We start from the raw sequence: 21,450 nt of genomic DNA, 5'->3' as shown, positions 1-21,450 counted from the left end.
ACCTTTACGCCACTATGTAACACTGTAACACTTTTGGGGGTATTATGGACGATAAAATAAAAATTGACCTATCTATCACGGAAGAACAACCCGAAACGAAACGGAACACACAAGCCCGCGATTGGTGCTTTACCGTAAACAACCCCGTACAAAGTGAACAAGAATTTATGTCCTATTTACAGTCTTTACCCGAATTGCGCTATGTGGTTTTTCAAAGAGAAAAAGCACCCGAAACGGGAACGGAACATTATCAAGGGTATTTCGAGTTTACTCAACCTAAATGGTTTACAACGATTAAAAAGTACCTATCAAAAGAAACTATCGGCGTTGACGCGCATATTGAACAACGCAGAGGAAAACGCTCACAAGCCCGTTTATACTGTATGGACGAGGAAACGCGCATTAGTCCTCAATACTACGAATACGGCGAGTATGCGGAAATCGGCGAACGCTCCGACCTAACCGACATTATGAAAGATATTGAAAGCGGTATGTGCTTTTACGACCTATCTAAAAAACACGGCAACCGCTTTATTAAGGTTATAAATTGGGCGCGGGAATTTAGACAGTCGCATTTGGAAAACAAATACAAAAGAGTATTCCGCGATATGAAAGTTTACTATATTTACGGCTCTGCTGGGTGCGGCAAGACAAGTTACGTTTTCAATAAGCACGGCTATGACGACGTTTACAGAACGACAAATTATGAGTTCGGCTGGGTTGACGATTACAACGGCGAAAAGATTTTGTTTTTGGACGAGTTCCGCAGTTCGTTCAAAATCTCGGAAATATTGGACTACTTGGACGGGCAACCGATACGAATACGGGGGCGAAATTATAACCGCGTTGCTTGCTATGATACGGTGTATATCGTTTCTAATATACCGCTTATGGAGCAATACAAGAACATACAAGACAACGAGCCTAAAACGTGGGCGGCGTTTTTACGGCGTATTACGGCGGTATATAATTTTGACATAAGCAAGGAAACGCCCGTAAATAAGCATACGGGCGAATTAAAAAAGCCGCTTTCGCTCATACCTATCGACGACGACAGCGACTTGCCGTTTTAACGGCTTATAGGGTGGGTTCCTTCTTGGGTGGGGCAATAGAAAAAGCACAAGGCTATTTGCCTTGCGCTTTTTCTTTTACTGGTATGCGATAAAGCCCGCGACACCGTTCACGAAAATGTATTCCGTTTTTAGGTGTTCAAACTTTAACGACACTGGTGGAGATAAGCGGGTTCGAACCGCTGACCTCTTGAATGCCATTCAAGCGCTCTACCAACTGAGCTATACCCCCAAAAGGCTTTTATATTCTATCACGCCGCAACCGGTTTGTCAACTGTTTAACATGTATTTTATTTTACCGCGCACCGTTACCGATAATTGCGTCGATTGTTGAGCGTTTCAGATTTTTGCTTTTCTTTTTTGTCGCATATTTTAATATGTTTCAAATTGCTATTTTTGTGGCATTTTTAGCCGTTTAACTAATATTTATGTATTTTATGTGTTAAAACACTTTGAATAGTCAACAAGTCGGTGTATAATTTTTTCGATGCCAAAGGAGTGACTTATGAATATTTTTAAAAGAATTTATTGCAGGACGTTTCAATTTTTCTTTAAAGTTGCGATACCGCTTTTGCCGTACAGACAACCGAAAATATTGCAGTCTGTCGAGGACTGCGCGCACATACTCAAAAGCAAAAACGTCGGGAAGGCGTTTATAGTGACGGACGCGGGCGTGCGCGGTTGCGGGCTGTGCGACGGGCTTACCGCCGCTCTCGACCAAAACGGTATCGAATATTCAATTTACGACAAGACCATGCCCAACCCCACTGCCGACGCGGTGGAGGACGCGCGGGCGCAATACGTTGCGGAAAACTGCAAAGCAATAATAGCGGTCGGCGGCGGCAGCGCAATGGATCTTTCCAAAGCGTGCGGCGCACGCATCGTATATCCCAAAAAGAGACTCGACAAAATGGCGGGCATATTGCACGTTCGCAAAAAACTTCCGCCGTTATTTGCCGTTCCCACGACCGCAGGCACGGGTAGCGAAACCACGATCGCGGCTGTAATCACCGACGGGCGCACACACCGCAAGTACGCTATAAATTCGTTCCCGCTCATACCGCATTACGCCGTGCTCGATTACAAGCTGACTATCGGTCTGCCTAAAAACATTACCGCGTTTACGGGCATGGATGCGCTTACTCACGCTGTGGAGGCATACATAGGGCGTTCCACAACGCGCGACACGCGCAAAAAAGCTACGGAGGCGGTCAAACTCGTTCACGACAATCTCAAACTTTGTTACGATCGGCCCGACAACGCCGAAGCGCGCAAAAACATGCTGTTCGCCGCGCACTATGCGGGCATTGCGTTCACCAAAAGTTATGTCGGATATGTTCACGCAGTGGCACATTCGTTGAGCGGGCGTTACGGCTTACCGCACGGGCTTACCTGCTCTGTTCTACTCCCCGTCGTGCTCGAAAGTTACGGCAAAAAGGCGCACAAAAAGTTAGCAAAGCTCGCCCGCGCCTGCGGCGTTGCGGACGCGACCGACGAAAAACGCAATGCGGCGGAAAAGTTTATAGCATGGATTTACGAAACAAACGAATATTTGGGCATACCCAAAGGTTTCGAAGAAATCCGCGACGAGGACGTTGACAAAATGTCCGAGTACGCCGACAAGGAAGGCAATCCGCTCTACCCCGTGCCCAAGCTGTACGGGCGCAAACAACTCAAACAATTATATTACAAGGTGAAATTATGATAGAAAGCATTATCGAAACGCAACGCAAATACTTTGACGACGGCAAAACGCTGGACGTGCGCACTCGCCTGTCCTATCTTAAAGCGCTCAAAAAAGCCATCGTCGCCAACGAGAGCAAGATTGCCGCCGCGCTCAAAACCGACCTCGGCAAATCGCCGTCTGAATCGTACATGACCGAAATCGGCATGGTACTCGAAGATTTGAGTTGCCACATTAAGCATTTGAAAAAATGGACAAAGCCCAAGCGTCGCCGCTCGCCGCTCGCGCAATTCCCGTCAAAGAGTTATATTCTGCCATCGCCTTACGGCAACACGCTGATAATTTCGCCGTGGAATTATCCGTTCCTGCTGTCCATGCAACCGCTTGTCGGCGCAATCGGCGCGGGCAATACGGCGCTTTTAAAGCCGTCGCGTGCGTCCGCCGCGACAAGCGCAGTAATGAAAGAACTGATTGAATCTGTATTTCCGCAAGGGCTTGCGGCGTGCGTTTACGGCACCGACGGCATAAACGACGAAATTTTAACCTATAAGTTCGACTATGTTTTCTTTACGGGCGGTAAGGACGTCGGCAAAAAAGTTTACGAGGCGGCAAGCAAAAACCTTACGCCGGTAACGCTCGAACTCGGCGGCAAAAGCCCCGTCGTCATAGACAAAACGGCTAAAATCGATCTCGCGGCAAAACGCGTCGTTTTCGGCAAGTTCCTCAACGTCGGTCAGACCTGCGTTGCGCCCGACTATGTTATAGCGCACGAGAGCGTTGCGGACAAGTTTGTCCAATGCTTAAAAAAGTATATCGCCAAGTTCTACCCCGACGCGCTCGGCAATGACAGTTACGGCAAAATAATAAGTGCGCGCCATTACGACCGCGTCAAAAACCTTATCGGCGGCAGCATTGTGTGCGGCGGCGATTTCGACGACGAAAAACGCAAAATCGAACCGACCGTTATATATCCCGCCACGATTGACGACCCCGCTATGCAAGAGGAAATATTCGGACCGGTTCTTCCCGTGCTCACCTACTCCACCGAAGAACAACTGCTCGAAATAATTTCCAAACACCCTACGCCGCTCGCGTTTTATCTGTTTACAAGCAAAAAGAAAACCGAAAAACGTCTGCTCCCGCGCGTTGCGTTTGGCGGAGGTTGCGTAAACGACACGATTATTCATATCGCCTCGACTTATATTCCGTTCGGCGGCGTGGGCGGATCGGGCATAGGCAGTTATCACGGCGCAAAGAGCTTTGAAACGTTTTCGCACATGAAGTCGGTACTGAAAAAATCCAATACAATCGACCTGCCCATACGCTACACGCCGTATTCAAAGGGCAAAGACAAAATGATTAGATTTTTTATGAAATAGCCAAACGCAAAGAACAGCATAAATAATCGACAGAGAACGCCCCGTTGCAAAATTAAAAGCGACGGGGCTTTGCATTATGAAACAGTTGACTTATTCATTCGGCGGTGATATAATCGAGTAAGTTAAATATCTGCCACCGGGTAGAAGCAATGCAAGAGCATTCGTTGCACGTCGTTAGGTCTTTGAAGATGCGCAAACGGGTGCTGTTTTAATTTAAAGCAACCGTATGAAAAAACTATTCAAACTATTTTCTATTTTCGATATTGCACTGTGGGTCGTTTCGATCGTCACTATAATACTGTCGTTCACACTGTCACCCAACCGCGACTATTTGACGCTTACTTCGTCGGTGATAGGCGTAACCGCGCTTATGTTCATAGTAAAAGGACACGTCGCGGGTCAAATACTAACCGTGATTTTCGCGGTGTTTTACGGCGTGGTGTCGTTCTTCTTTAAATACTACGGCGAAATGATAACATACCTCGGCATGAGCGCGCCCGCCGCAGTGATGGCGACAATTTCATGGTTGCGCCACCCGTACAAAAAAAGCGAGAGCGCACAAGTCGAAGTGAGCGCAATGACGGTAAAAAAAGCCGTCGCGCTTGTAGCCGTGACGGCGGCGACGACTGTCGCGTTTTACTTTATCCTGCGCGCAATGGGCACAGCCAATCTTACAGTAAGCACCGTATCTGTCGCAACAAGCGTACTTGCCGCGTCGCTCGTGTTTTTACGCAGTCCGTTATACGGCTTGGCGTATGCCGCCAACGACGTTGTGTTGATAGCGCTGTGGGCGCTCGCAACGTCGAAAAATATCGCGTACTTGCCCATGATAATTTGCTTTTCGCTGTTCCTGTTGCTCGACTTTTACGGGTTTGCAAGCTGGACGAAAATGCGTAAAAACCAACGCGCCAAACAAGATACGGATTGCGAAAACAATATATCGACGGACGACGAAAATATTTCTGCGCCCGCCGATGAAAATACGGAACAACCCGAATAGTCGTTTAGTTCTTTTTCTTGGACTTAACGCGCGCCATATCCACGCTTGTAACGCGCGCCACTTCGCGCATAAGTTCTCTGTCGTCGGCATCAACAAAATACATGGGCTTCGCGCCGTTGTACGGGATAGCCGTAGGCATGCAGAATTGCGCGTTGTTCTCCGTAATTTTGACAAGCACTCGCCCGTCGTACAGCCCGCCGAACAATACGCCTTGACGGTACAAACAGTATTCGCCCATCATTGCGCGCGCAGTCACGCCGTCCGACGGGTCAAAACTTTCGAGCACGAAATTAAGAAATTCCTTTGAAGTAGCCATAATCCTATCCGTAAAATATATTAAAGCGCAATGATTTCCGTCTTGAAATCGCAATAGTACTCCGCCTCGTAGCCCGTAAACTTCAAAACGCAATAGTCCGGATCCGTAACGCCCTTTTTGTAAAACAGCTTGTCGCCAAACCGCCAAATCATGTCCTTTGTATGCTGATCGGTACATACTTCTACGTCGCCTTTAATCATAACGCCTTGATATTTAAACCTGCCGCGCTTGTAAAAATACACGCACGCTTTGCTGTTTTGACCGAACTGCGCAACCTTGCGCGACGACGTATTGGTAGAAAAATAAATAGCGTTGCCGTCAATCTTTCTCGGCATGAGCATAGCGCGCGTGCAAGGATAACCGTCCGCGTCAATAGACGAAATGAACGCTGTTTTTTGTTCGGCTATAAACGCATATAATTCTTCTTTTGTCATAATTCTCCTATGATTAACGATTAAGCAACCCTGCGAGATTGCCAACTCGATATATTACATAGATTATATCACAATACATACAATTTGTACAGCATTTTGCCCGACCGAACGCGCGCCGAAATTTTTTCGACATACCGCATTAAAACGGTTGATTTATTGCGCCCGACATGATATAATAATCAAGAATTTGCCACTATAGTCTAGAGGTTAGGACGTTGGCCTCTCACGCCGAAGACCCGGGTTCGATTCCCGGTGGTGGTGCCAAAAAATGCAGGACGCTTAATAGCGTCCTGCATTTTTTGATATTACCCCGAAATCAACCCTGCGCCGAAGTCTTGCAAACTTACCATAATACTTGAAAAAGAACAATCAAACAACATATTACATTAAAGACATTTCGGCGCATGGTTCGTTAGGCGCTTGCGCTCGCGCAAAGCCCACACGCTTTTTTGCGCGTATTCCCGTATACTGTTAAGCGTCCTGCACCAATATTTTCTAATATTAACATCAAATATTTAAAATCGCAGGCTGTGACTGCCTGCGATTTGGTTTTTGGTTATGCCGCGTCTTTCACAACCTTGGGCGGCGCGCCGCGCTCGATTGTTTCGGACGTGATTATTATCTTTTTGATTGTTTTATCCGACGGGACTTTGTACATGATGTCGAGCATTGCGTTCTCCACTATCGTGCGCAAGCCGCGCGCGCCCGTGTGCAACGAAATAGCTTTATCCGCAATCGCTTTAAGCGCGGTATTGTCGAATTCCAACTGCACTCCGTCGAGGTCAAGAAGTTTGACGTACTGTTTGACTATCGCGTTTTTCGGCTCGGTAAGCACACGCACAAGGTCTTCCGACTTCAAGTCTTTAAGCGCGACGGTTACGGGCACTCTGCCCACAAGCTCCGGTATCAAGCCGAACTTGATAAGGTCTTGAGGCTGTACTTGCGGTAGTATAGCGTCGGGGTCGGTCGTTTCGCTTTTGAGCGCGCCGCCAAAGCCAATTCGCGTTTTTCCGAGCCTGTCGGACACTATCTTATCCAGCCCGACAAACGCGCCGCCGAGTATGAACAAGACGTTGGTCGTGTCCATGTGTATGAACTCTTGTTGCGGGTGCTTTCTGCCGCCGTTGGGCGGAATACTCGACACCGTACTCTCGATAATTTTAAGCAACGACTGTTGCACGCCCTCGCCCGACACGTCGCGGGTTATAGACACGTTTTCGCTCTTGCGCGCAATTTTATCGACCTCGTCGATATAAATAATTCCGCGTTCCGCTGCCGCAACGTCGTAATCCGCGTTCTTTATAAGGCGCAGGAGTATGTTTTCCACGTCCTCGCCGACATACCCCGCTTCCGTGAGCGTGGTTGCATCTACCATTGCGAACGGGACTTTGAGTATTTTGGAGAGCGTTTGCGCAAGCAAAGTCTTGCCGCAACCCGACGGTCCGAACATCAAAATATTGCTCTTGTTGAGTTCCACGCCGTCGCCGTTGTTGCGTTCCGCGACGGTGCGTTCGTCGTCGCGCTCGCGGGAATTGCCCTTGACATTGCGTAGATTGTAGTTGACGCGTTTGTAATGATTGTAAACCGCGACGGACAAAACGCGCTTCGCGTCGTCCTGACCGATTATATATTTGTCGAGCTCGGTTTTAAGCTCTTCCGGCGGAAGCAACGCCACTTTGTCGGGCAATGTTTCCGAGTGCTCTTGCAACTGTTCGCGGCAAATAGCGACGCAATCGTTGCAAATATAGACGTTGTCACCGGGCGCGGCAATCAAATGCTCGACTTTGGATTCCGATTTACCGCAGAACGAGCAACAGGGCTCGTCGTTTCCGATATTCTTTTTTGCCATTTACGCTATAAAATCTCCTAATTTAGTTATGCGCGCTTATCTACTATGCCGTCGATTATGCCGTATGCCTTGGCTTCCTCGGCGAACATGTAATGGTCGCGATCGACGTCGCGTTCTATGCGGTCGAGCGGCTGATTACAGTTTTTTGCAAGTATCATATTCATGCGCTTTTTCACGCGTAAAATGTGTTCGGCGGTTATGGCTATATCGCTCGCCTGACCCTGCGCGCCGCCCGACGGCTGGTGTATCATGATTTCGCTGTTGGGAAGCGCAAAACGCTTGCCCTTTGCCCCGCTCGATAGCAGGAACGCGCCCATGCTTGCCGCCATGCCCACGCAGATGGTTTCCACGTCGCACTTAATATAATTCATTGTGTCGTAAATCGCCATGCCCGCGGTAACGGAACCGCCGGGGCTGTTGATGTACAACGATATGTCTTTATCGTCGCCCTTGCTTTCGAGGTACATGAGTTGCGCCACAACAAGGTCTGCGGTGACGTCCGTCACTTCGCCCGTCAAAAACACAACGCGATCTTCGAGCAAACGCGAAAAGATGTCATACGACCGCTCGCCGCGGTTGGTCTGTTCCACGACCATAGGAACAAGGTCGTTCATTATATGAAATTTATTCATGCTTCCTCCGCAAAAAAACAACTATTCGGCTTTTTCTTCCTCGGGCTTATCCGCTTTGACCGTTTTCTTTGCCGCAGGCTTTTTAGCCGCAGGCTTTTTAGCCGCGGGCTTCTTTGCTGCGGGCTTCTTTTCCGCATCGTCCGTCTTTTCCGCTTCGAGCGTAAACTCGTTATTTGAGAGCAGGAAATCAAAGAATTTATCGGTGAGCAAATCGTTATACGCGTATTCTTCCGCATACCCGCCGTTGTGCTTTGCCGCATGTTCGAGTTCGGCGCGGACGTTGGGGTCGCGCAGTTTCTGTTTGACCTCGTCCTGCGATACTTCGATATTTTCGGCGGCGATAATCGCTTTCATGACCTGACGCATTTTAATATTGCGCTCGGCGGGTTCCTTGCGCTCCTCGCGGAATTGCGCGGGGCTGGAATTGTTGTATTTGAGGTAGTCCTCGGGGCTGATGCCGTAATGCGACATTTGATGCTCGAACTCCGCGTACATACGTTCGACTTCCGCCGCGATTATCTTTTCGGGCACTGTACACTCCGCTTTTTCGGTGACGGCTTTCATTACGGCGTCAACGCGCTCGTTGCGCTCGCGCGATTTAGCCGAAACTTCGAGCGCTTCACGTATGCCCGCTTTGTATTCCGCAACGGTTTCGTACCTGCCGCGGTCTTTGACGAATTCGTCGGTAAGCTCGGGGATTTCCTCGGTCATAACGTCGTTCACTTTTACGTGGAACACAGCGTCCTTGCCTTTGAGGTTTTCCGCGTGATATTCGTCGGGGAATTTGACTTTTACGTCGCGCTCCTCGCCTTTTACCGCACCGATAAGCCCGTCCTCGAAACCGGGGATAAACGAACCGCTGCCGAGTTTAAGCTCGTACTTTTCGGCTTTGCCGCCCTCGAACTCCACACCGTCCACAGTGCCGACGTAATCGATTACGGTAATATCGCCGTTAGCCGCAGCGCCGTCCTTTGACACATTGCGCGCCGCCTGCGCAAGATCGGCTTTGATACGCGTATCGACATCCTCGTCGCTTACATTATACTCAATCTTGGGCAGTTTAATACCTTTATAATCGCCGAGTTTTACTTCGGGATAGAGCGTGACTTTAAACGTAAACGCAAACGCCTCGCCTTCCTCCGCTTTCTCGAACGAAACCTCGGGCTGACCGAACACTTCGAGTTCGGGGTGCTTATTAAGTTCCTCGCGGTAAACGCGGTTGATGCACATATCGACCGCCGCATCGAAGAACACGCCCGCGCCGTAGTGCATTTCTATAAAGCGACGGGGCGCTTTGCCGGGACGGAAGCCCGGGACTTTATACTTACCCTTGGTACGGTTGTACGCGTTTTCTATTTCCGCGTTCCATTCCTCGTTGTTAAGAGCTTCTCTGAAAACCGCTTCGTTAAGGTTTTTCTCGAATGTTGACTTCATTTATGCCTCCAATAGACTTTTCATAACCTTAAAATTATACCACGGCGCGCGGTTGTTGTCAATCTTTTATAGCATATAAACCGTTTACAAAAATGTTTTTTCGTGCTACAATATAGTCATGCCGAAGGACGCACTTACAATCTACCGCGCGGCGTGCGAGCTGGACTTTTTGATAGGCGGGCGCATAGACAAAGCGACCATGCCCAACGCCGACACGCTAATCCTGCTGTTCCATACGAACGCGGGCAATTTCCGCTTGCTATTGTCTTGCAACCCGTCCTTGCCGCGCGCGCACATAACGACTATGCAATACAAAAGCCCCGAAACCGCTTCGGGCACGCTCATGTATTTTCGCAAACGTCTTACGGGCGCAGTGCTTACAGGCATTACCAAAGACAAATGCGAACGCATGATTTGTCTTGAACTGTCCGCGCTCGACGAACTGCGCGAACGCGTTAAATACAGTCTTAAAGTCGAACTCACGGGCAAGTGCGCCAATATAGTCTTTGTCGAACAGAACGGCGTTATAGGTTACGCATTGCGCCGCATTTCTTCCGAGGCGGAGGGCAAGCGCGCCGTTTTACAGGGCTTGACTTACGCTCCGCCCAACCCGACCGGCAGAGTCGGAGTATTTGACCGCGACGAGCTAAAAGCCCGTATAACGGCGTTTAAAGACGTTTCGGCGCGTGCCGCGGCAAACAAGTGCGTTGCGGGGCTGTCCAACGTAACGGTAGACGAGCTGTTTTTTCGACTCGGAATACCCGACGATCAATCGCCGACGGAGGCGATAGCCGACCGATTTATAACCGCCGCGCAAGAGCTTTACGCCGCGCCGCTATCCCCCGTCGTCACGTTCGACGGCAACGACGGCAAGCCTATCGATTATTTTACAGAATCGTACAAGACGTGCGGCGGAACGGCTAAAACATACGCCACGGTCAACGCCGCAATGGACGCATACTATTCCGCATTGTTCGCCGCCGCCGATCTTAAAGCGTATGTCAAGCCGCTTCGCGCCGCGGTCAAAACAGCGGTGTCAAAAAACAAAAAACGTCTCGCCGACGCAACGGCGAAACTCGACGAAAGCGCGACCGCCGACAACGACAGAATAATCGGCGACCTTTTGACTGCGAATATTTACAAGATAAAACGCGGCGACAAATCCGTAACGGTAGATAACTTTTTCGACGAAAACGGCGGCGAAATTACAATCGCGCTCGACGTCACCAAAAACGCGCAACAAAACGCCGCGGCGCATTACAAGGCGTATAACAAAAAGAAAAAGGCTGTGATTTACGCACAGGACGCGATAGAAAAAGCGCAAGCCGCGCTGTACGTATTGGACGGAATTTCCGCCGAACTCGACCTATGCACCGAAAAACGCGAGCTGGACGAAGTACGTAGCGAACTCGTCGCGCTCGGGCTTATCAAACCCGAAAACAAGCGCAAAAAAGACAAGCCCGTGCCATCCGAACCGTACTCGTTCGATATAGACGGCGCGCAACTTCTCGTCGGTAAAAACCACGCGCAGAACGACAGGATTACGCGCGGCGCGCAACGCGTCGACACATGGTTGCACGTAAAAGATGCGCACGGATCGCACGCCGTTTTAAAAACGCCCTCGCCCACCGAGGCGCAAATTCGTCGCGCGGCGGAAATTGCCGCGTACTATTCGCAGTCGCGCGCGTCCGAAAACGTCGCCGTCGATTACACGCTTATAAAACACGTATTTCCGCACGGCGGCGGCAAGGTCGATTACAAAGAATATAAGACGGTATACGTCACGCCAAAAAATTAAATTTTTGATTATCACGTTATTAACTTTGTATATTTAAATTCAAAGATATATAGCCGTCGTACAGCGTTACTTATAGAATAACTTTTGCAAGTGTTTTGCAACGCTGTCGTCCGAGTTTTTACCGATTACGGCAGTCGCTAACGATTTAAGTTCCTCGCAAGCGTTTTCGACGGCATAGCTTTCGTCTGCGACGCGAAACATATCCATGTCGTTTTTTCCGTCGCCGAACACGACCAACCGACAGTCGAGCATGCGTTTAAGCTCTACCAAAGCGTTTGCTTTTGTCGCCGATTTCGGCATAATTTCCAACCACACGTCGCCCGAATATATGTCGGTCTGGAACACGCAGTGGAATTTGTCTTTATACTTTTCGTAAAACGGCGCGAGCTTGCTATGCTCGTCAATACACAGTATGTAAAACGTTTCGCCGACGTATAAATCCCCTTTTTGCGCTGTCGGATTGTATCTCACGCAATGTTTGCGCGTGTCCAAAAACCGCTTACACCCCGTAGATATTGCGTCGGGCAAAAACGTAAATTTTTCCGCGCCGTCGATAATCGCATACACGACGGGACATAGCCCCGCGGCGACAAGCTCGTCTATTATTGCATGCTTATCCTGTTGCGAAAACACGCGCGACAGCATAACTCTATCGTCGCTATCCATGATGAACGCACCGTTATACAGCACGCGCGGCGCGCTCGTTTTAAGGCCGCGCGTCACCTGCGCGGCTGTTTCCGCACTCCGAGCGGTTGCGTAAGTAAACGCCATACCCGAGTCTACAAGCGCGTTGACCGTGCACAGAGTGTATTCCGACAACATTTGGTTCGGAGTTAACAGCGTTCCGTCCAAATCGGTTACAAACAGCATTTTTTTCATATCGGTTACTCCAACCTGCCAACAACGTTATGCGGTATAAAGTTTATACAGCGCGACGGACGCGGCGACGGACAGGTTAAGGCTGTCCACTTTATGCGATTGCTCTATGCGCACCGCGCCGAACCGAGCAAACTCGTCGGGCAAGCCCGTCGCTTCGTTGCCGAAAACAAGCGCATATTTTTTATTCGCGTCGAAGTCAAACTGCTTGAACGGCGCGCCGCAAAGCATAAACGGCTTGACTTCCCTGTCGCCGTACTCGGCTATGTAGTTGTCGAACGAATCGAAGCATTTAAACGCTATATTGAACACCGCGCCCATGCTCGCGCGCACGGTCTTGGGGTCGAACGGATCGACCGCGGGGCGAATTATAATCAAATCCGCGCAGTCGAACGCCGCAACGTCGCGCATGATAGTGCCGAGGTTGCCGCTGTTGGACGGTTGTACAAGCACTATATGATTGCGCGCGCCGCTCGTCCGCTCCTCGAATTTATCGAATTCGCCGATGACAAAACAGTTTTCTTTGGGGCTTAAAATGTTGAACGCTTTTTCGCTCTCGACGACGGGCACGCCGAGTGCTCGCGCCTTATCGACCACCGCCGAAACTTGCGACTTTGGCGAAACGTAAACGCAACGCGCGCGGTCGGGTCGGGCGTTTAACAATTCCATAGTCACCGTTGCGCCGAGCGCATACGACCGCTCGTCGGTCTTTTTGTATTTTTTTACCATAGCTACAAACTCCGTAAAATCAGCAAATAAAAACCGCGCAAGCATTATTGCGCGGCAACTTATTTACGCTACAATCGTCCAGACAAGCCCGAACACCGCCAGCGCGAACAGCACGCCCATGATGGACGCATTTATTATCGCGGACTTGTAAGCGGGATCGCGGTGGTTTACCTTTTTTGAAAACAGCACCAAACAGCAACGCGCAATGGATATGCCGGCGCCGAGCGCATAGCAGATAAAGCCTGCGAGCAGTACGCCGTCCACCGTGCAAAGTCCGACTATAAGCAGAACAAAGCCCGCGAGCATAATAAGATCGCAGACTTGCCGCAGTCCGAACGGAGTGAAATAACGGACGAATATGTTTTTCTTTTTACGTGCTGTTGCCATTTGCAATTTCCTTATGTCGGTCGCCGCCGACCGAGTGTTAATTTAGAATACTTTGAGTAAGCCGACCAAGTTAGCCACAACGCCGAACGCTACCAGTACGACGAATATTATCCAGAGAATAAACCAAGCCGTGCTTTTGTTGCACGCCGCGCGGTACGACAGCACAATCGGGATAAACATTGCGAGCGCAAAGCAAATGCTCTGTACCCACGCCGAAAACTTATTCACCCAATCCCAATCGAAGAAGTTGAAGAAGCCCGACACCGCCATAGCTATGCCGATAATTATTATCAGCCAAAACGCGAACTTGTTGAGCGAAAACCTATTGCCGCCCGACGTCGTTCTCGTCGTTGTTGTTTTTGTTTTTTTCGTTCTTTTAGCCATTACAGCCTCCCGAAAAATACTTCCCTGTTAGCTTGCGCCAAATAATTATTTTAATCCCTTGGAACCGGGTTTTACGGCTACCGTGCCCGCCTTGCACATAGGGCAATCTTCGGGCTTGTGCGTTTTGACTTCGATTTGGAGCAAGCTCTCGTTAGGCACGCCGAAATCGACTTTGCCTCCGCTTCTGTCGACCACTTCCGCAACCGCGACTACTTCCGCGCCCAAGCTCTTGACAAGCTCGATAACTTCCATAACCGACCCGCCCGTCGTGACGACGTTTTCGGCGATAATCACCTTGCTACCCGCTTTAAGCTCGAACCCTCTGCGAAGCGCAAAATTGCCGTCCTTTTCGCGCTCGGCGAACATATTGGGCAAGCCGAGCTGTTTGCCCAGCTCGTAACCGAATATTATCGCGCCGACAGCGGGCGAAACTATCACGTCTGCGTTGTACTTGCGGAGTTTATCCGCCGCCTTTTTGCAAAGCGCTTCCGCAATATCGCCATGCTCGAACAGCTTGGCGCACTGCATGTACGTATCGGAGTGCAGCCCCGAAGTAAGTATAAAGTGTCCGTGAAGCACCGCTCCCGACTGCTCGAACAGTTGCATTACGTTGTCAGTCAACAGACAAACCTCCGATTAAAGATTGTACGTTGTTAATTTTATCACTTTCGCACAGACTTGTCAACTCATTTACAACCGTTAGCGCGGCGTAAGGATCGAAAATATTGGCTGTTCCCACCTGCACCGCCGACGCGCCGCACAGCATAAATTCGCCCGCGTCCGTGCCCGTCATAATGCCGCCCATACCGATAATTGGGATTTTAACGGCTTTGTGACACTCGTAAACCATGCGGAGCGCGATGGGCTTGACCGCAGGGCCGCTCAATCCGCCCGTCACTACTTTCAGCACGGGCTTGCGCGTTTTAAAGTCAACCGCCATTGCCGTAATCGTGTTAATAAGACTTATAGCGTCCGCGCCCGCGTTTTCCGCGGCGAGCGCGTTTTTGGTAATGTCAGACACGTTGGGCGTGAGCTTGACTATAAGCGGCTTTTTACAGACCTTGCGCACGGCTTTAACTATGTGCGACACGCCGTCGGGATCTACGCCGAACGCCATGCCGCCTTTCTTTACGTTGGGACACGATATATTAAGCTCTATCATATCCACGTCGCTCTCGCTTAAAACCTCGGCGATACGCACGTAGTCTTCCTCGGTCGCGCCCGCGGCGTTGGCTATAACCACCGTGCCCAAACTCTTCATAAACGGCAGTTCGTTCTGTATAAAATACTCCACGCCGGGGTTTTGAAGTCCCACGCTGTTAAGCATGCCCGACGGCGTTTCGGCTATCCTCACGGGCGGGTTGCCCTGTCGCGGCAGTAAAGTCAAGCCCTTCGAGCTTATTCCGCCGAGCTTGCCCACGTCGTAAAAATCGTTGTACTCTCTGCCGAAACCGAACGTTCCCGACGCGGCGATTATCGGGTTTTTAAACTCGACGCCCGCTATTGTCGTTTTCATATTCATAAAATGCTCCAATGCCGATTGCCATACTTTTCGCAACCGACCGTTATGCGCGCCGCGGCGCGGTTAAAATACAATGTCTTCTATCGGGAAAACGGGACCGTCCGCGCACGCACGCAACAGCTTTTCGTTTCCGTCCTGCATAACGCGCACCGAACAGACAAGGCACGCGCCCACACCGCAACCCATGCGCTGTTCCATGCTCGCAAAACCGATAACGCCGAGCTTGCGGCAGTATTCCCGCGCGACCTTCATCATGCCCGTCGCGCCGCAAACGTAAAGCACTTCGGGCGCGATTTCGGTAAGCAGGTCCGTGGGATAGCCGTGATAGCCGACGCTCCCGTCGTCGGTGCAATAACACACCTTTTTGCAAAACCTGTCAAAGTCGTCGCCGTATGTATCGCGCGCCGCGCCGCTGTTAAAACCGAGCAGAGCCGTACAGTTGAGCGACGGGTTGTCCTCGGCTATTTTCAAGAGCGGGGCGCAACCCGTGCCGCCGCCGAGCAAAGCGATATTCGTCTTGTCGGGGAGTACGGGAAAACCGTTGCCGAGCGGCAACAGCGCGTCAAACTCCGCACCCGCTTTTTGCGCGACGAAAGCCGCCGTTCCCTCGCCGACGTCCGCGATTATAAAAGTAATCGTATTGTCGGTGTTGCGGTAAACGCACACCGGTCGGCGCAAATTCTTGTTGGGCACTTTCAAGTGCGCAAACTGCCCCGCCGCGATACGCGGTAGCGGCGCTTTGCTTTCGCAGGTCACGCGATAAAGATTGCTCGCGTGCTTTTCTGTCGATTTTATTACAAGTTGAGCTTTGATAGGTTTCATTCGTGTTTCCCGTTACGGTTTATATTTGATTTATTTGCGTTTGAGCGCGGCAGATAAATCCTCCGCCATGGCGGTAGCCGCCGCACGCGCCGCCGCATAATATGTCATGCCTTTGTACTTATCGGTCTTGTATGCCGCGATTATTCCGCGGGAATTATTGACAATCGCGCCGCGCCCGTTCTCATCGAACGACGCAGCCGCGTCCGCGCCCTTGCCGCCCTGCGCGCCGTATCCCGGCACGAGGAAGAACACCGATTTAAGCCGAGCGCGCAGTTTTCGCGCCTCGTCGGGGTTGGTCGCGCCGACTACTGCGCCGACCGCGCTGTAACCGTATTCGCCCGTCAAACTTTCGCCCCACTTTTCTATAAGCCCGCCGATATGCAAGTACAGCGGTTCGCCGTTTGACAGCGTCATGTTTTGAATATCCGCCGCCGACGGATTAGACATGCGCGCAAGCACGAAAATCCCCCTGTTCTTTTGCGCGCACAGGTTAGTGAACGGTTTTATTCCGTCAACGCCCGCATAAGGATTGACGGTGATATAATCGTACAGTCCGCCGTCAAGGTATGCGGAGGCGTAGGCTTCCGCCGTCGGACCTATGTCGTTGCGCTTTACGTCCGCCATGACGATAAGCCCGCTGTCCTTGGCATAGCGCGCCGTTTCATCCATGGCGCGCACGCCGTAATGCGAAAACAATTCATAGAACGCAGACTGAATTTTAACCGCGGGAACAATGTCCTTAATTGCGTCGATTATGCGGCAGTTGAACTCCGCAACAGCTTTTGCCGAGCTTTGCGCGTCCGTTGCCGTCTTGCGAAGATCGTCGGGCAAAAACTCCAACCGCGGATCAAGTCCCGCGACGGTCGGGTTGTTCATTGTCTCGATTTTATCTATAAGCAGATCGGTGATGTTCTTCATAATGTTTTGCGTTCTCCTTTTACGAACACGTCGGTTATTTGTCCGTTGAGCCGCCACCCGTCGAACAGCGAGTTTTTACCCTTGGACTTGAACGTGCGCGCGTCCACCGTATATTCCGCGTCGGGATCGACAATGACTATATCCGCGCGCGCGCCCGCCTCTATCCTGCCGCGGTCCGTAAGCCCCAATATGTTTGCGGGTGCGGCGCTCATGAGCCTACACAGGTCGGTCGGTTTTATCGCGTCGGTAAGCACCAAACGCGTGTATGCGACCGAGAATGCGGTTTCAAGCCCCACCGTTCCGAACGGCGCGTAATCGAATTCCTTGTTCTTTTCGTCAAAGCCGTGCGGCGCATGGTCTGTCGCTATTACGTCGATAGTGCCGTCCGCAATACCCTCTATAATCGCGTCCACGTCGTCGGACGCGCGCAGGGGCGGATTTATTTTGGCGTTGGTGTTGTAAGACAAAATTTCGTCGTCGGTCGCCGCAAAGTAATGCGGGCACGTTTCGCAAGTGACTGACGCGCCGCGCTTTTTGGCTTGACGTATAATGTCCACCGACTCCGCCGTAGAAACGTGACAAACATGCAAGCGCGCGCCCGCTTCCTCGGCAAGCAATACGTCGCGCGCTATGCCCGCGCTCTCCGCCGCCTTGGGTATGCCGCGAAGCCCGCAGACCGTCGCGTTTTCGCCCGCATTGACAACGCCTGTGCCCGATATGCTCTTGTCTTCGCTGTGCGACAGCACGGTAAGCCCGAACGTCTTGGCGTATTTAAGCGCATTCAGCATAACCGCGCCGTTCGATACTGGCAAGCCGTCGTCGGACACGGCTATCGCGCCCGCCTCTTTCATACGCCCGTACTCGCAAAGCTCCGCGCCTTTTTGTCCTCTGGTTATACAGCCTATCGGGTAAACATCGGCGTTATCGAGCGCGGCGGAACGCGTGCGAATATAATTCATCATTGCGGGGTTGTCGAGCGGCGGCGTGGTGTTTGGCATGCAACATACCGTCGTATACCCGCCCGCGAGCGCGGCGCGCGTGCCGCTTTCCATATCCTCTTTATGAGTCTGCCCGGGGTCGCGCAAATGACAGTGCATGTCGATAAACCCGGGGAAAACGAGTTTGCCCTCGCAGTCTATAATTTCCGCGCCGAAACACTCGATATTGGGCGTAACGTGCGAAATGGTTTCGCCGTCGATAAGCACGTCCGTTTCGCACATGCCGTCGGCGTTTACAACCGTGGCGTTTTTAAGCAGTATCATAATTCACCTCCGACGTTTGCGGTTAGTAATTGCAACATAGCCATGCGCACAGCCACGCCGTTGGTCACCTGTTCTTCTATAACGCTGTGATCGCCGTCGGCAACCTCGCCGGTGATTTCCGCGTCGCGGTTGATAGGACCGGGGTGCATGACGATATAATCGTCGGCGCACGCGGCGAGCCGCTTTTGCGTAACGCCGTAATAATAGCTGTATTCTTCGCGCGAGGAGAAGAACGCCTGATCCATGCGTTCGAGTTGCAACCGCAACGGCAAGACTATGTCCGCGCCCTCGATCGCCCTGTCGAAATCGCTGTCAACGTCGCAACCCATGCTGTCAATGCCCTGCGGCAACAGCGTGTACGGCGCGCAAACCGTAACGTTTGCGCCGAGCATGCCGAACAGCAAAACGTCGCTTCGCGCAACGCGCGAGTGCTTGACGTCGCCGACTATAACTATCTTTTTTCCCGCAAGACTGCCGAACTTGCGTTGCGCGGTGAGCGCGTCCAAAAACGCCTGCGACGGGTGTTCGTTCATACCGTCGCCCGCGTTGATGACCGAGGCTTTTACGTTTTCCGCAAGCAGTCTGGGACTGCCCGCAACCGAGTGACGTATGATAATCACGTCCGTTTTAAGCGCGTCGAGCGTCTTGCCCGTGTCCACAAGCGACTCGCCCTTTTGCACCGACGACGCCGCAACGGAAATGCTCATTGTCGTCGCGCCCAAATTTTTTGCCGCCGACTCGAACGAATTGCGCGTGCGCGTCGAGTTTTCGTAAAACAGCGTTGCGACCGTCCTGCCGCGCAACACCGTCGAACGCTCGTTGCGGTCAATCGTTTCGCGCATGGCGTTCGCCGTCGATAAGATTTCGTTGACCTCGGACTTGGACAAATCCTTAATGCCGAGTATGTCCTTACGCTTCATATACTCTCCTTTTGTTCAGTTAGCCCGCGCGCGCAAAACTCCGAGCACGCGCAAAAAATCGGGCGGTTCTTCTGCCGTAAACTCCGACCGCTCGCCGCTTTTCGGGTGGTCGAACGCCAAGGTTCGCGAGTGCAAAAGCTGTCCGTTCACGCCTAATTTTTGCGCGTTTCCGCCGTACAGCGGATCGCACGATACGGGGTGTCCGAGGTGCGCGCAGTGCACGCGAATTTGATGCGTTCTGCCCGTGCACAACTCGAACTCGACGTAACAGTTGCTTTTAAACCGCTCCAAAACCCTATACTTGGTAACGGCGCGCCGACCGTCCGCGGCTACCGCCATTTTAAGTCTGTTCTTTTTATCCCTGCCGATAGGCGCGTCGATAACGCCGTCGTCATTTCGCAAATTGCCGTCGAGAACGGCGCGGTACAACTTTTTAACAGTGTGCGCCGCAAACTGCTCGCCCAGCCGCGCGTGCGCAAAGTCGGTCTTTGCGACGACTATAAGCCCCGTCGTGTCCTTGTCCAGCCTGTGCACAATGCCCGCTCGCGCCGCGCCGTACATGCAAGACAGCGCGTCGCCGTATCTGTACATCAACGCGTTTACAAGCGTGCCGTCGGGATTGCCCGCGCCGGGGTGAACGACAAGCCCGCGCTGTTTATTTATAACAGCGACTTCGTCGTCCTCGTATACTATATGCAACGGAATATCCTGCGGCTTTAAGTCCGAATTTTCCGCCTCGTCATCAAACGCAACCTCGTCGCCCGTTTTGACGGTTTGTCCCGCTTTGAACGCGGGAACGCCGCCGATAAAAACTCTGCCGCCGTCGATTAAATTCTTTATGTGCGAGCGCGTAAACTCCGTTTCGTCGGTCAAGAATACGTCCAGCCTCGCGCCGCCCTCGGTGCAGTAAACGGTCGTCATTACGGCGCAACCTCGTCTTTATCTGGTGTAGCAGGATTGTCTGTCGTGCTTTTGGTTGTTGCTTTTTTAGTTGCGGTCGGCTTGCGCTTTGCCGCCTGCCCGCCGCTCTTTGCAGCGGTAGCGGTGCGCCGCGCCGTAGGCTTAACGTCGCTATCCGACTTTTTGTCGTCTTTGACTTCCGCGATTTCAGCGTTATTTATATTCACGTCCGTTTCCACTGTTTCGGCGTTGACGCTATCCGCATTTACGGAACGCTCGACGCTTTTCGATTTATCCGAATTGTCGCCGTCCGATTTTATTTCTTGCGCATTGTCCGCGCCGTCCGCGCTATCGTTAGCAACGACAACTGCTTCGCCCTCGCCGGCTGTTGACTGCTCGTCGGGCGTTTTATCGAGGTCGGTACCGTCACCGTTTTCATTGTCTTTATCGGCTTGCTTTTTGACTACCTCGACGGATTCCAACGCGTCGGGGTGAACGTCGCCCAGTTCGTCCGTCAAAAGCTCGGCTTGTTCTTTTTTCTTGCCCGTATCTTTATACATAAACAAGAAGTAAATGACAATCATAATAACGCCCACGACCAACGCGACGTCGGCGATATTAAACACATACCAAGTCGTTCTGCCCCAAATGGTAAGCCCGAAATATTCAAACTCAATAAAGTCGCGCACATAGCCCAAGAACATGCGGTCGATACAGTTGCCCATTGCGCCCGCGACAAACATCGCAACAGCTACGCGGAACCACTTGCTCTTGCCCTTATTTTTAATAAGCACAAGCACGAATGCGACCGATGCGGCAACCGCGAAAACGCTGAAAAATATGCGCGCGCCTATGCCGCCGAGCAAGTCTTTTATAAAGCTCGTGCCGAACGCCGCGGCGTAATTGTATATGTTGTGAACGTTGAGAAACTTGGGAATTATAACAACGGTTTCGCCGCGATCGACGGTCGCATCAACTATGGATTTGGAAATGAGATCCGCCGCAAAAAGGCAGATCATGACAATCCACTCCATCTTTGCGACTTTCAGGTACTCCCACGTCCGCACCGCCATGCGTTTTATAAAAGCCCAAAACTGTTTGACCTTGTTTGTAAAAGCGTTGTCCTGCAATTAA

At 51.5% G+C, this 21,450-nt stretch carries 22 protein-coding genes and 2 tRNA genes; 6 read left to right on the top strand and 18 right to left on the bottom strand.

What is annotated here, in order from left to right:
- Window positions 1-44: 44 nt before the first annotated feature.
- Entirely contained in the window at window positions 45-1,073 is a 1,029-nt protein-coding gene (locus NFR57_RS02995) for a hypothetical protein (RefSeq protein WP_251182342.1), read from the top strand.
- 153 nt (window positions 1,074-1,226) lie between these two features.
- Here NFR57_RS02995 and NFR57_RS02990 read toward each other — a convergent pair.
- Window positions 1,227-1,302 (bottom strand) — tRNA-Ala (locus NFR57_RS02990).
- A 273-nt stretch (window positions 1,303-1,575) separates the two neighbouring features.
- On the opposite strand from NFR57_RS02990, the gene NFR57_RS02985 reads away from it, so the two are divergent.
- From NFR57_RS02985 to pnuC, 3 genes are all read left to right on the top strand, one after another.
- Complete coding sequence (locus tag NFR57_RS02985) at window positions 1,576-2,775, top strand: iron-containing alcohol dehydrogenase (protein WP_251182341.1); 1,200 nt, start codon at window positions 1,576-1,578, stop codon at window positions 2,773-2,775.
- Window positions 2,772-4,133, top strand: coding sequence for an aldehyde dehydrogenase (locus NFR57_RS02980; protein ID WP_251182340.1), 1,362 nt, complete (start codon window positions 2,772-2,774; stop codon window positions 4,131-4,133). Before NFR57_RS02985 ends, NFR57_RS02980 begins: the two co-directional genes overlap by 4 nt.
- Window positions 4,134-4,359: 226 nt before the next feature.
- A complete protein-coding gene (gene pnuC, locus NFR57_RS02975) occupies window positions 4,360-5,133 on the top strand; it encodes a nicotinamide riboside transporter PnuC (protein WP_251182339.1) in 774 nt (257 codons plus the stop codon).
- 4 nt (window positions 5,134-5,137) lie between these two features.
- Here the strand turns inward: pnuC and NFR57_RS02970 are convergent, their stop codons facing one another.
- Both NFR57_RS02970 and NFR57_RS02965 read right to left on the bottom strand, forming a co-directional pair.
- Window positions 5,138-5,449 carry a TfoX/Sxy family protein gene (locus tag NFR57_RS02970; RefSeq protein ID WP_251182338.1) on the bottom strand — a complete coding sequence of 104 codons (312 nt, stop codon included), beginning with the start codon at window positions 5,447-5,449 and terminating at the stop codon, window positions 5,138-5,140.
- A 20-nt stretch (window positions 5,450-5,469) separates the two neighbouring features.
- Window positions 5,470-5,883: a pyridoxamine 5'-phosphate oxidase family protein gene (locus NFR57_RS02965; protein ID WP_251182337.1), complete on the bottom strand. Its 414-nt coding sequence runs from the start codon at window positions 5,881-5,883 to the stop codon at window positions 5,470-5,472.
- A gap of 189 nt (window positions 5,884-6,072) precedes the next feature.
- On the opposite strand from NFR57_RS02965, the gene NFR57_RS02960 reads away from it, so the two are divergent.
- A tRNA-Glu gene (locus NFR57_RS02960) sits at window positions 6,073-6,147 on the top strand.
- 292 nt (window positions 6,148-6,439) lie between these two features.
- On the opposite strand, the gene clpX is transcribed toward NFR57_RS02960, so the two are convergent.
- Genes clpX through tig form a run of 3 tightly spaced genes read right to left on the bottom strand, consistent with a single transcriptional unit; the run spans window position 6,440 to window position 9,798 of the window.
- Window positions 6,440-7,732, bottom strand: a complete 1,293-nt coding sequence (gene clpX, locus NFR57_RS02955; RefSeq protein ID WP_251182336.1) for an ATP-dependent Clp protease ATP-binding subunit ClpX — start codon at window positions 7,730-7,732, stop codon at window positions 6,440-6,442.
- A 26-nt stretch (window positions 7,733-7,758) separates the two neighbouring features.
- On the bottom strand, window positions 7,759-8,346 hold the full coding sequence (clpP, locus tag NFR57_RS02950) for an ATP-dependent Clp endopeptidase proteolytic subunit ClpP (RefSeq protein ID WP_251182395.1): 588 nt from the start codon (window positions 8,344-8,346) through the stop codon (window positions 7,759-7,761).
- A 39-nt stretch (window positions 8,347-8,385) separates the two neighbouring features.
- Entirely contained in the window at window positions 8,386-9,798 is a 1,413-nt protein-coding gene (gene tig / locus NFR57_RS02945; RefSeq protein ID WP_251182335.1) for a trigger factor, read from the bottom strand.
- A 118-nt stretch (window positions 9,799-9,916) separates the two neighbouring features.
- Here tig and NFR57_RS02940 point away from each other — a divergent pair, with 118 nt between their 5' ends.
- Window positions 9,917-11,596 (top strand): Rqc2 family fibronectin-binding protein, encoded by a 1,680-nt coding sequence (locus tag NFR57_RS02940; RefSeq protein WP_251182334.1) that lies wholly within the window; start codon window positions 9,917-9,919, stop codon window positions 11,594-11,596.
- A 66-nt stretch (window positions 11,597-11,662) separates the two neighbouring features.
- On the opposite strand, the gene NFR57_RS02935 is transcribed toward NFR57_RS02940, so the two are convergent.
- The 12 genes from NFR57_RS02935 to lspA all read right to left on the bottom strand — a co-directional run bounded on the left by NFR57_RS02935 (window position 11,663) and on the right by lspA (window position 21,446).
- Window positions 11,663-12,475 carry an HAD family hydrolase gene (locus tag NFR57_RS02935; RefSeq protein ID WP_251182333.1) on the bottom strand — a complete coding sequence of 271 codons (813 nt, stop codon included), beginning with the start codon at window positions 12,473-12,475 and terminating at the stop codon, window positions 11,663-11,665.
- A 27-nt stretch (window positions 12,476-12,502) separates the two neighbouring features.
- Window positions 12,503-13,201, bottom strand: a complete 699-nt coding sequence (locus tag NFR57_RS02930) for a TrmH family RNA methyltransferase (protein WP_251182332.1) — start codon at window positions 13,199-13,201, stop codon at window positions 12,503-12,505.
- Window positions 13,202-13,264: 63 nt separating this feature from the next.
- Window positions 13,265-13,588, bottom strand: coding sequence for a hypothetical protein (locus NFR57_RS02925; protein ID WP_251182331.1), 324 nt, complete (start codon window positions 13,586-13,588; stop codon window positions 13,265-13,267).
- Window positions 13,589-13,630: 42 nt separating this feature from the next.
- On the bottom strand, window positions 13,631-13,972 hold the full coding sequence (locus tag NFR57_RS02920) for a hypothetical protein (protein ID WP_251182330.1): 342 nt from the start codon (window positions 13,970-13,972) through the stop codon (window positions 13,631-13,633).
- A 45-nt stretch (window positions 13,973-14,017) separates the two neighbouring features.
- Entirely contained in the window at window positions 14,018-14,593 is a 576-nt protein-coding gene (gene pyrE, locus NFR57_RS02915; RefSeq protein ID WP_251182329.1) for an orotate phosphoribosyltransferase, read from the bottom strand.
- Window positions 14,586-15,494, bottom strand: coding sequence for a dihydroorotate dehydrogenase (locus tag NFR57_RS02910; protein ID WP_251182328.1), 909 nt, complete (start codon window positions 15,492-15,494; stop codon window positions 14,586-14,588). The genes pyrE and NFR57_RS02910 overlap by 8 nt, the downstream gene beginning before the upstream one ends.
- Window positions 15,495-15,557: 63 nt before the next feature.
- A complete protein-coding gene (locus NFR57_RS02905; protein ID WP_251182327.1) occupies window positions 15,558-16,316 on the bottom strand; it encodes an iron-sulfur cluster-binding protein in 759 nt (252 codons plus the stop codon).
- 30 nt (window positions 16,317-16,346) lie between these two features.
- Window positions 16,347-17,234 carry an orotidine-5'-phosphate decarboxylase gene (gene pyrF, locus NFR57_RS02900; protein WP_251182326.1) on the bottom strand — a complete coding sequence of 296 codons (888 nt, stop codon included), beginning with the start codon at window positions 17,232-17,234 and terminating at the stop codon, window positions 16,347-16,349.
- Window positions 17,231-18,496 (bottom strand): dihydroorotase, encoded by a 1,266-nt coding sequence (locus NFR57_RS02895; RefSeq protein ID WP_251182325.1) that lies wholly within the window; start codon window positions 18,494-18,496, stop codon window positions 17,231-17,233. Before NFR57_RS02895 ends, pyrF begins: the two co-directional genes overlap by 4 nt.
- Complete coding sequence (locus tag NFR57_RS02890) at window positions 18,493-19,416, bottom strand: aspartate carbamoyltransferase catalytic subunit (RefSeq protein WP_251182324.1); 924 nt, start codon at window positions 19,414-19,416, stop codon at window positions 18,493-18,495. Before NFR57_RS02890 ends, NFR57_RS02895 begins: the two co-directional genes overlap by 4 nt.
- A gap of 15 nt (window positions 19,417-19,431) precedes the next feature.
- Complete coding sequence (locus NFR57_RS02885; protein ID WP_251182323.1) at window positions 19,432-20,337, bottom strand: RluA family pseudouridine synthase; 906 nt, start codon at window positions 20,335-20,337, stop codon at window positions 19,432-19,434.
- The gene (gene lspA, locus NFR57_RS02880; protein WP_251182322.1) at window positions 20,337-21,446 is read right to left on the bottom strand and encodes a signal peptidase II; all 1,110 of its coding nucleotides are present in this window, start codon (window positions 21,444-21,446) and stop codon (window positions 20,337-20,339) included. The genes NFR57_RS02885 and lspA overlap by 1 nt, the downstream gene beginning before the upstream one ends.
- Window positions 21,447-21,450: the final 4 nt, after the last annotated feature.

It is taken from the genome of Anaerocaecibacter muris, assembly GCF_943192945.1.
GTDB classification, from domain to species: Bacteria; Bacillota; Clostridia; order Christensenellales; family Pumilibacteraceae; genus Anaerocaecibacter; species Anaerocaecibacter muris.
Note: the sequence above shows the minus strand (reverse complement) of the source record. Positions and strands in the feature narration are given on the sequence as shown.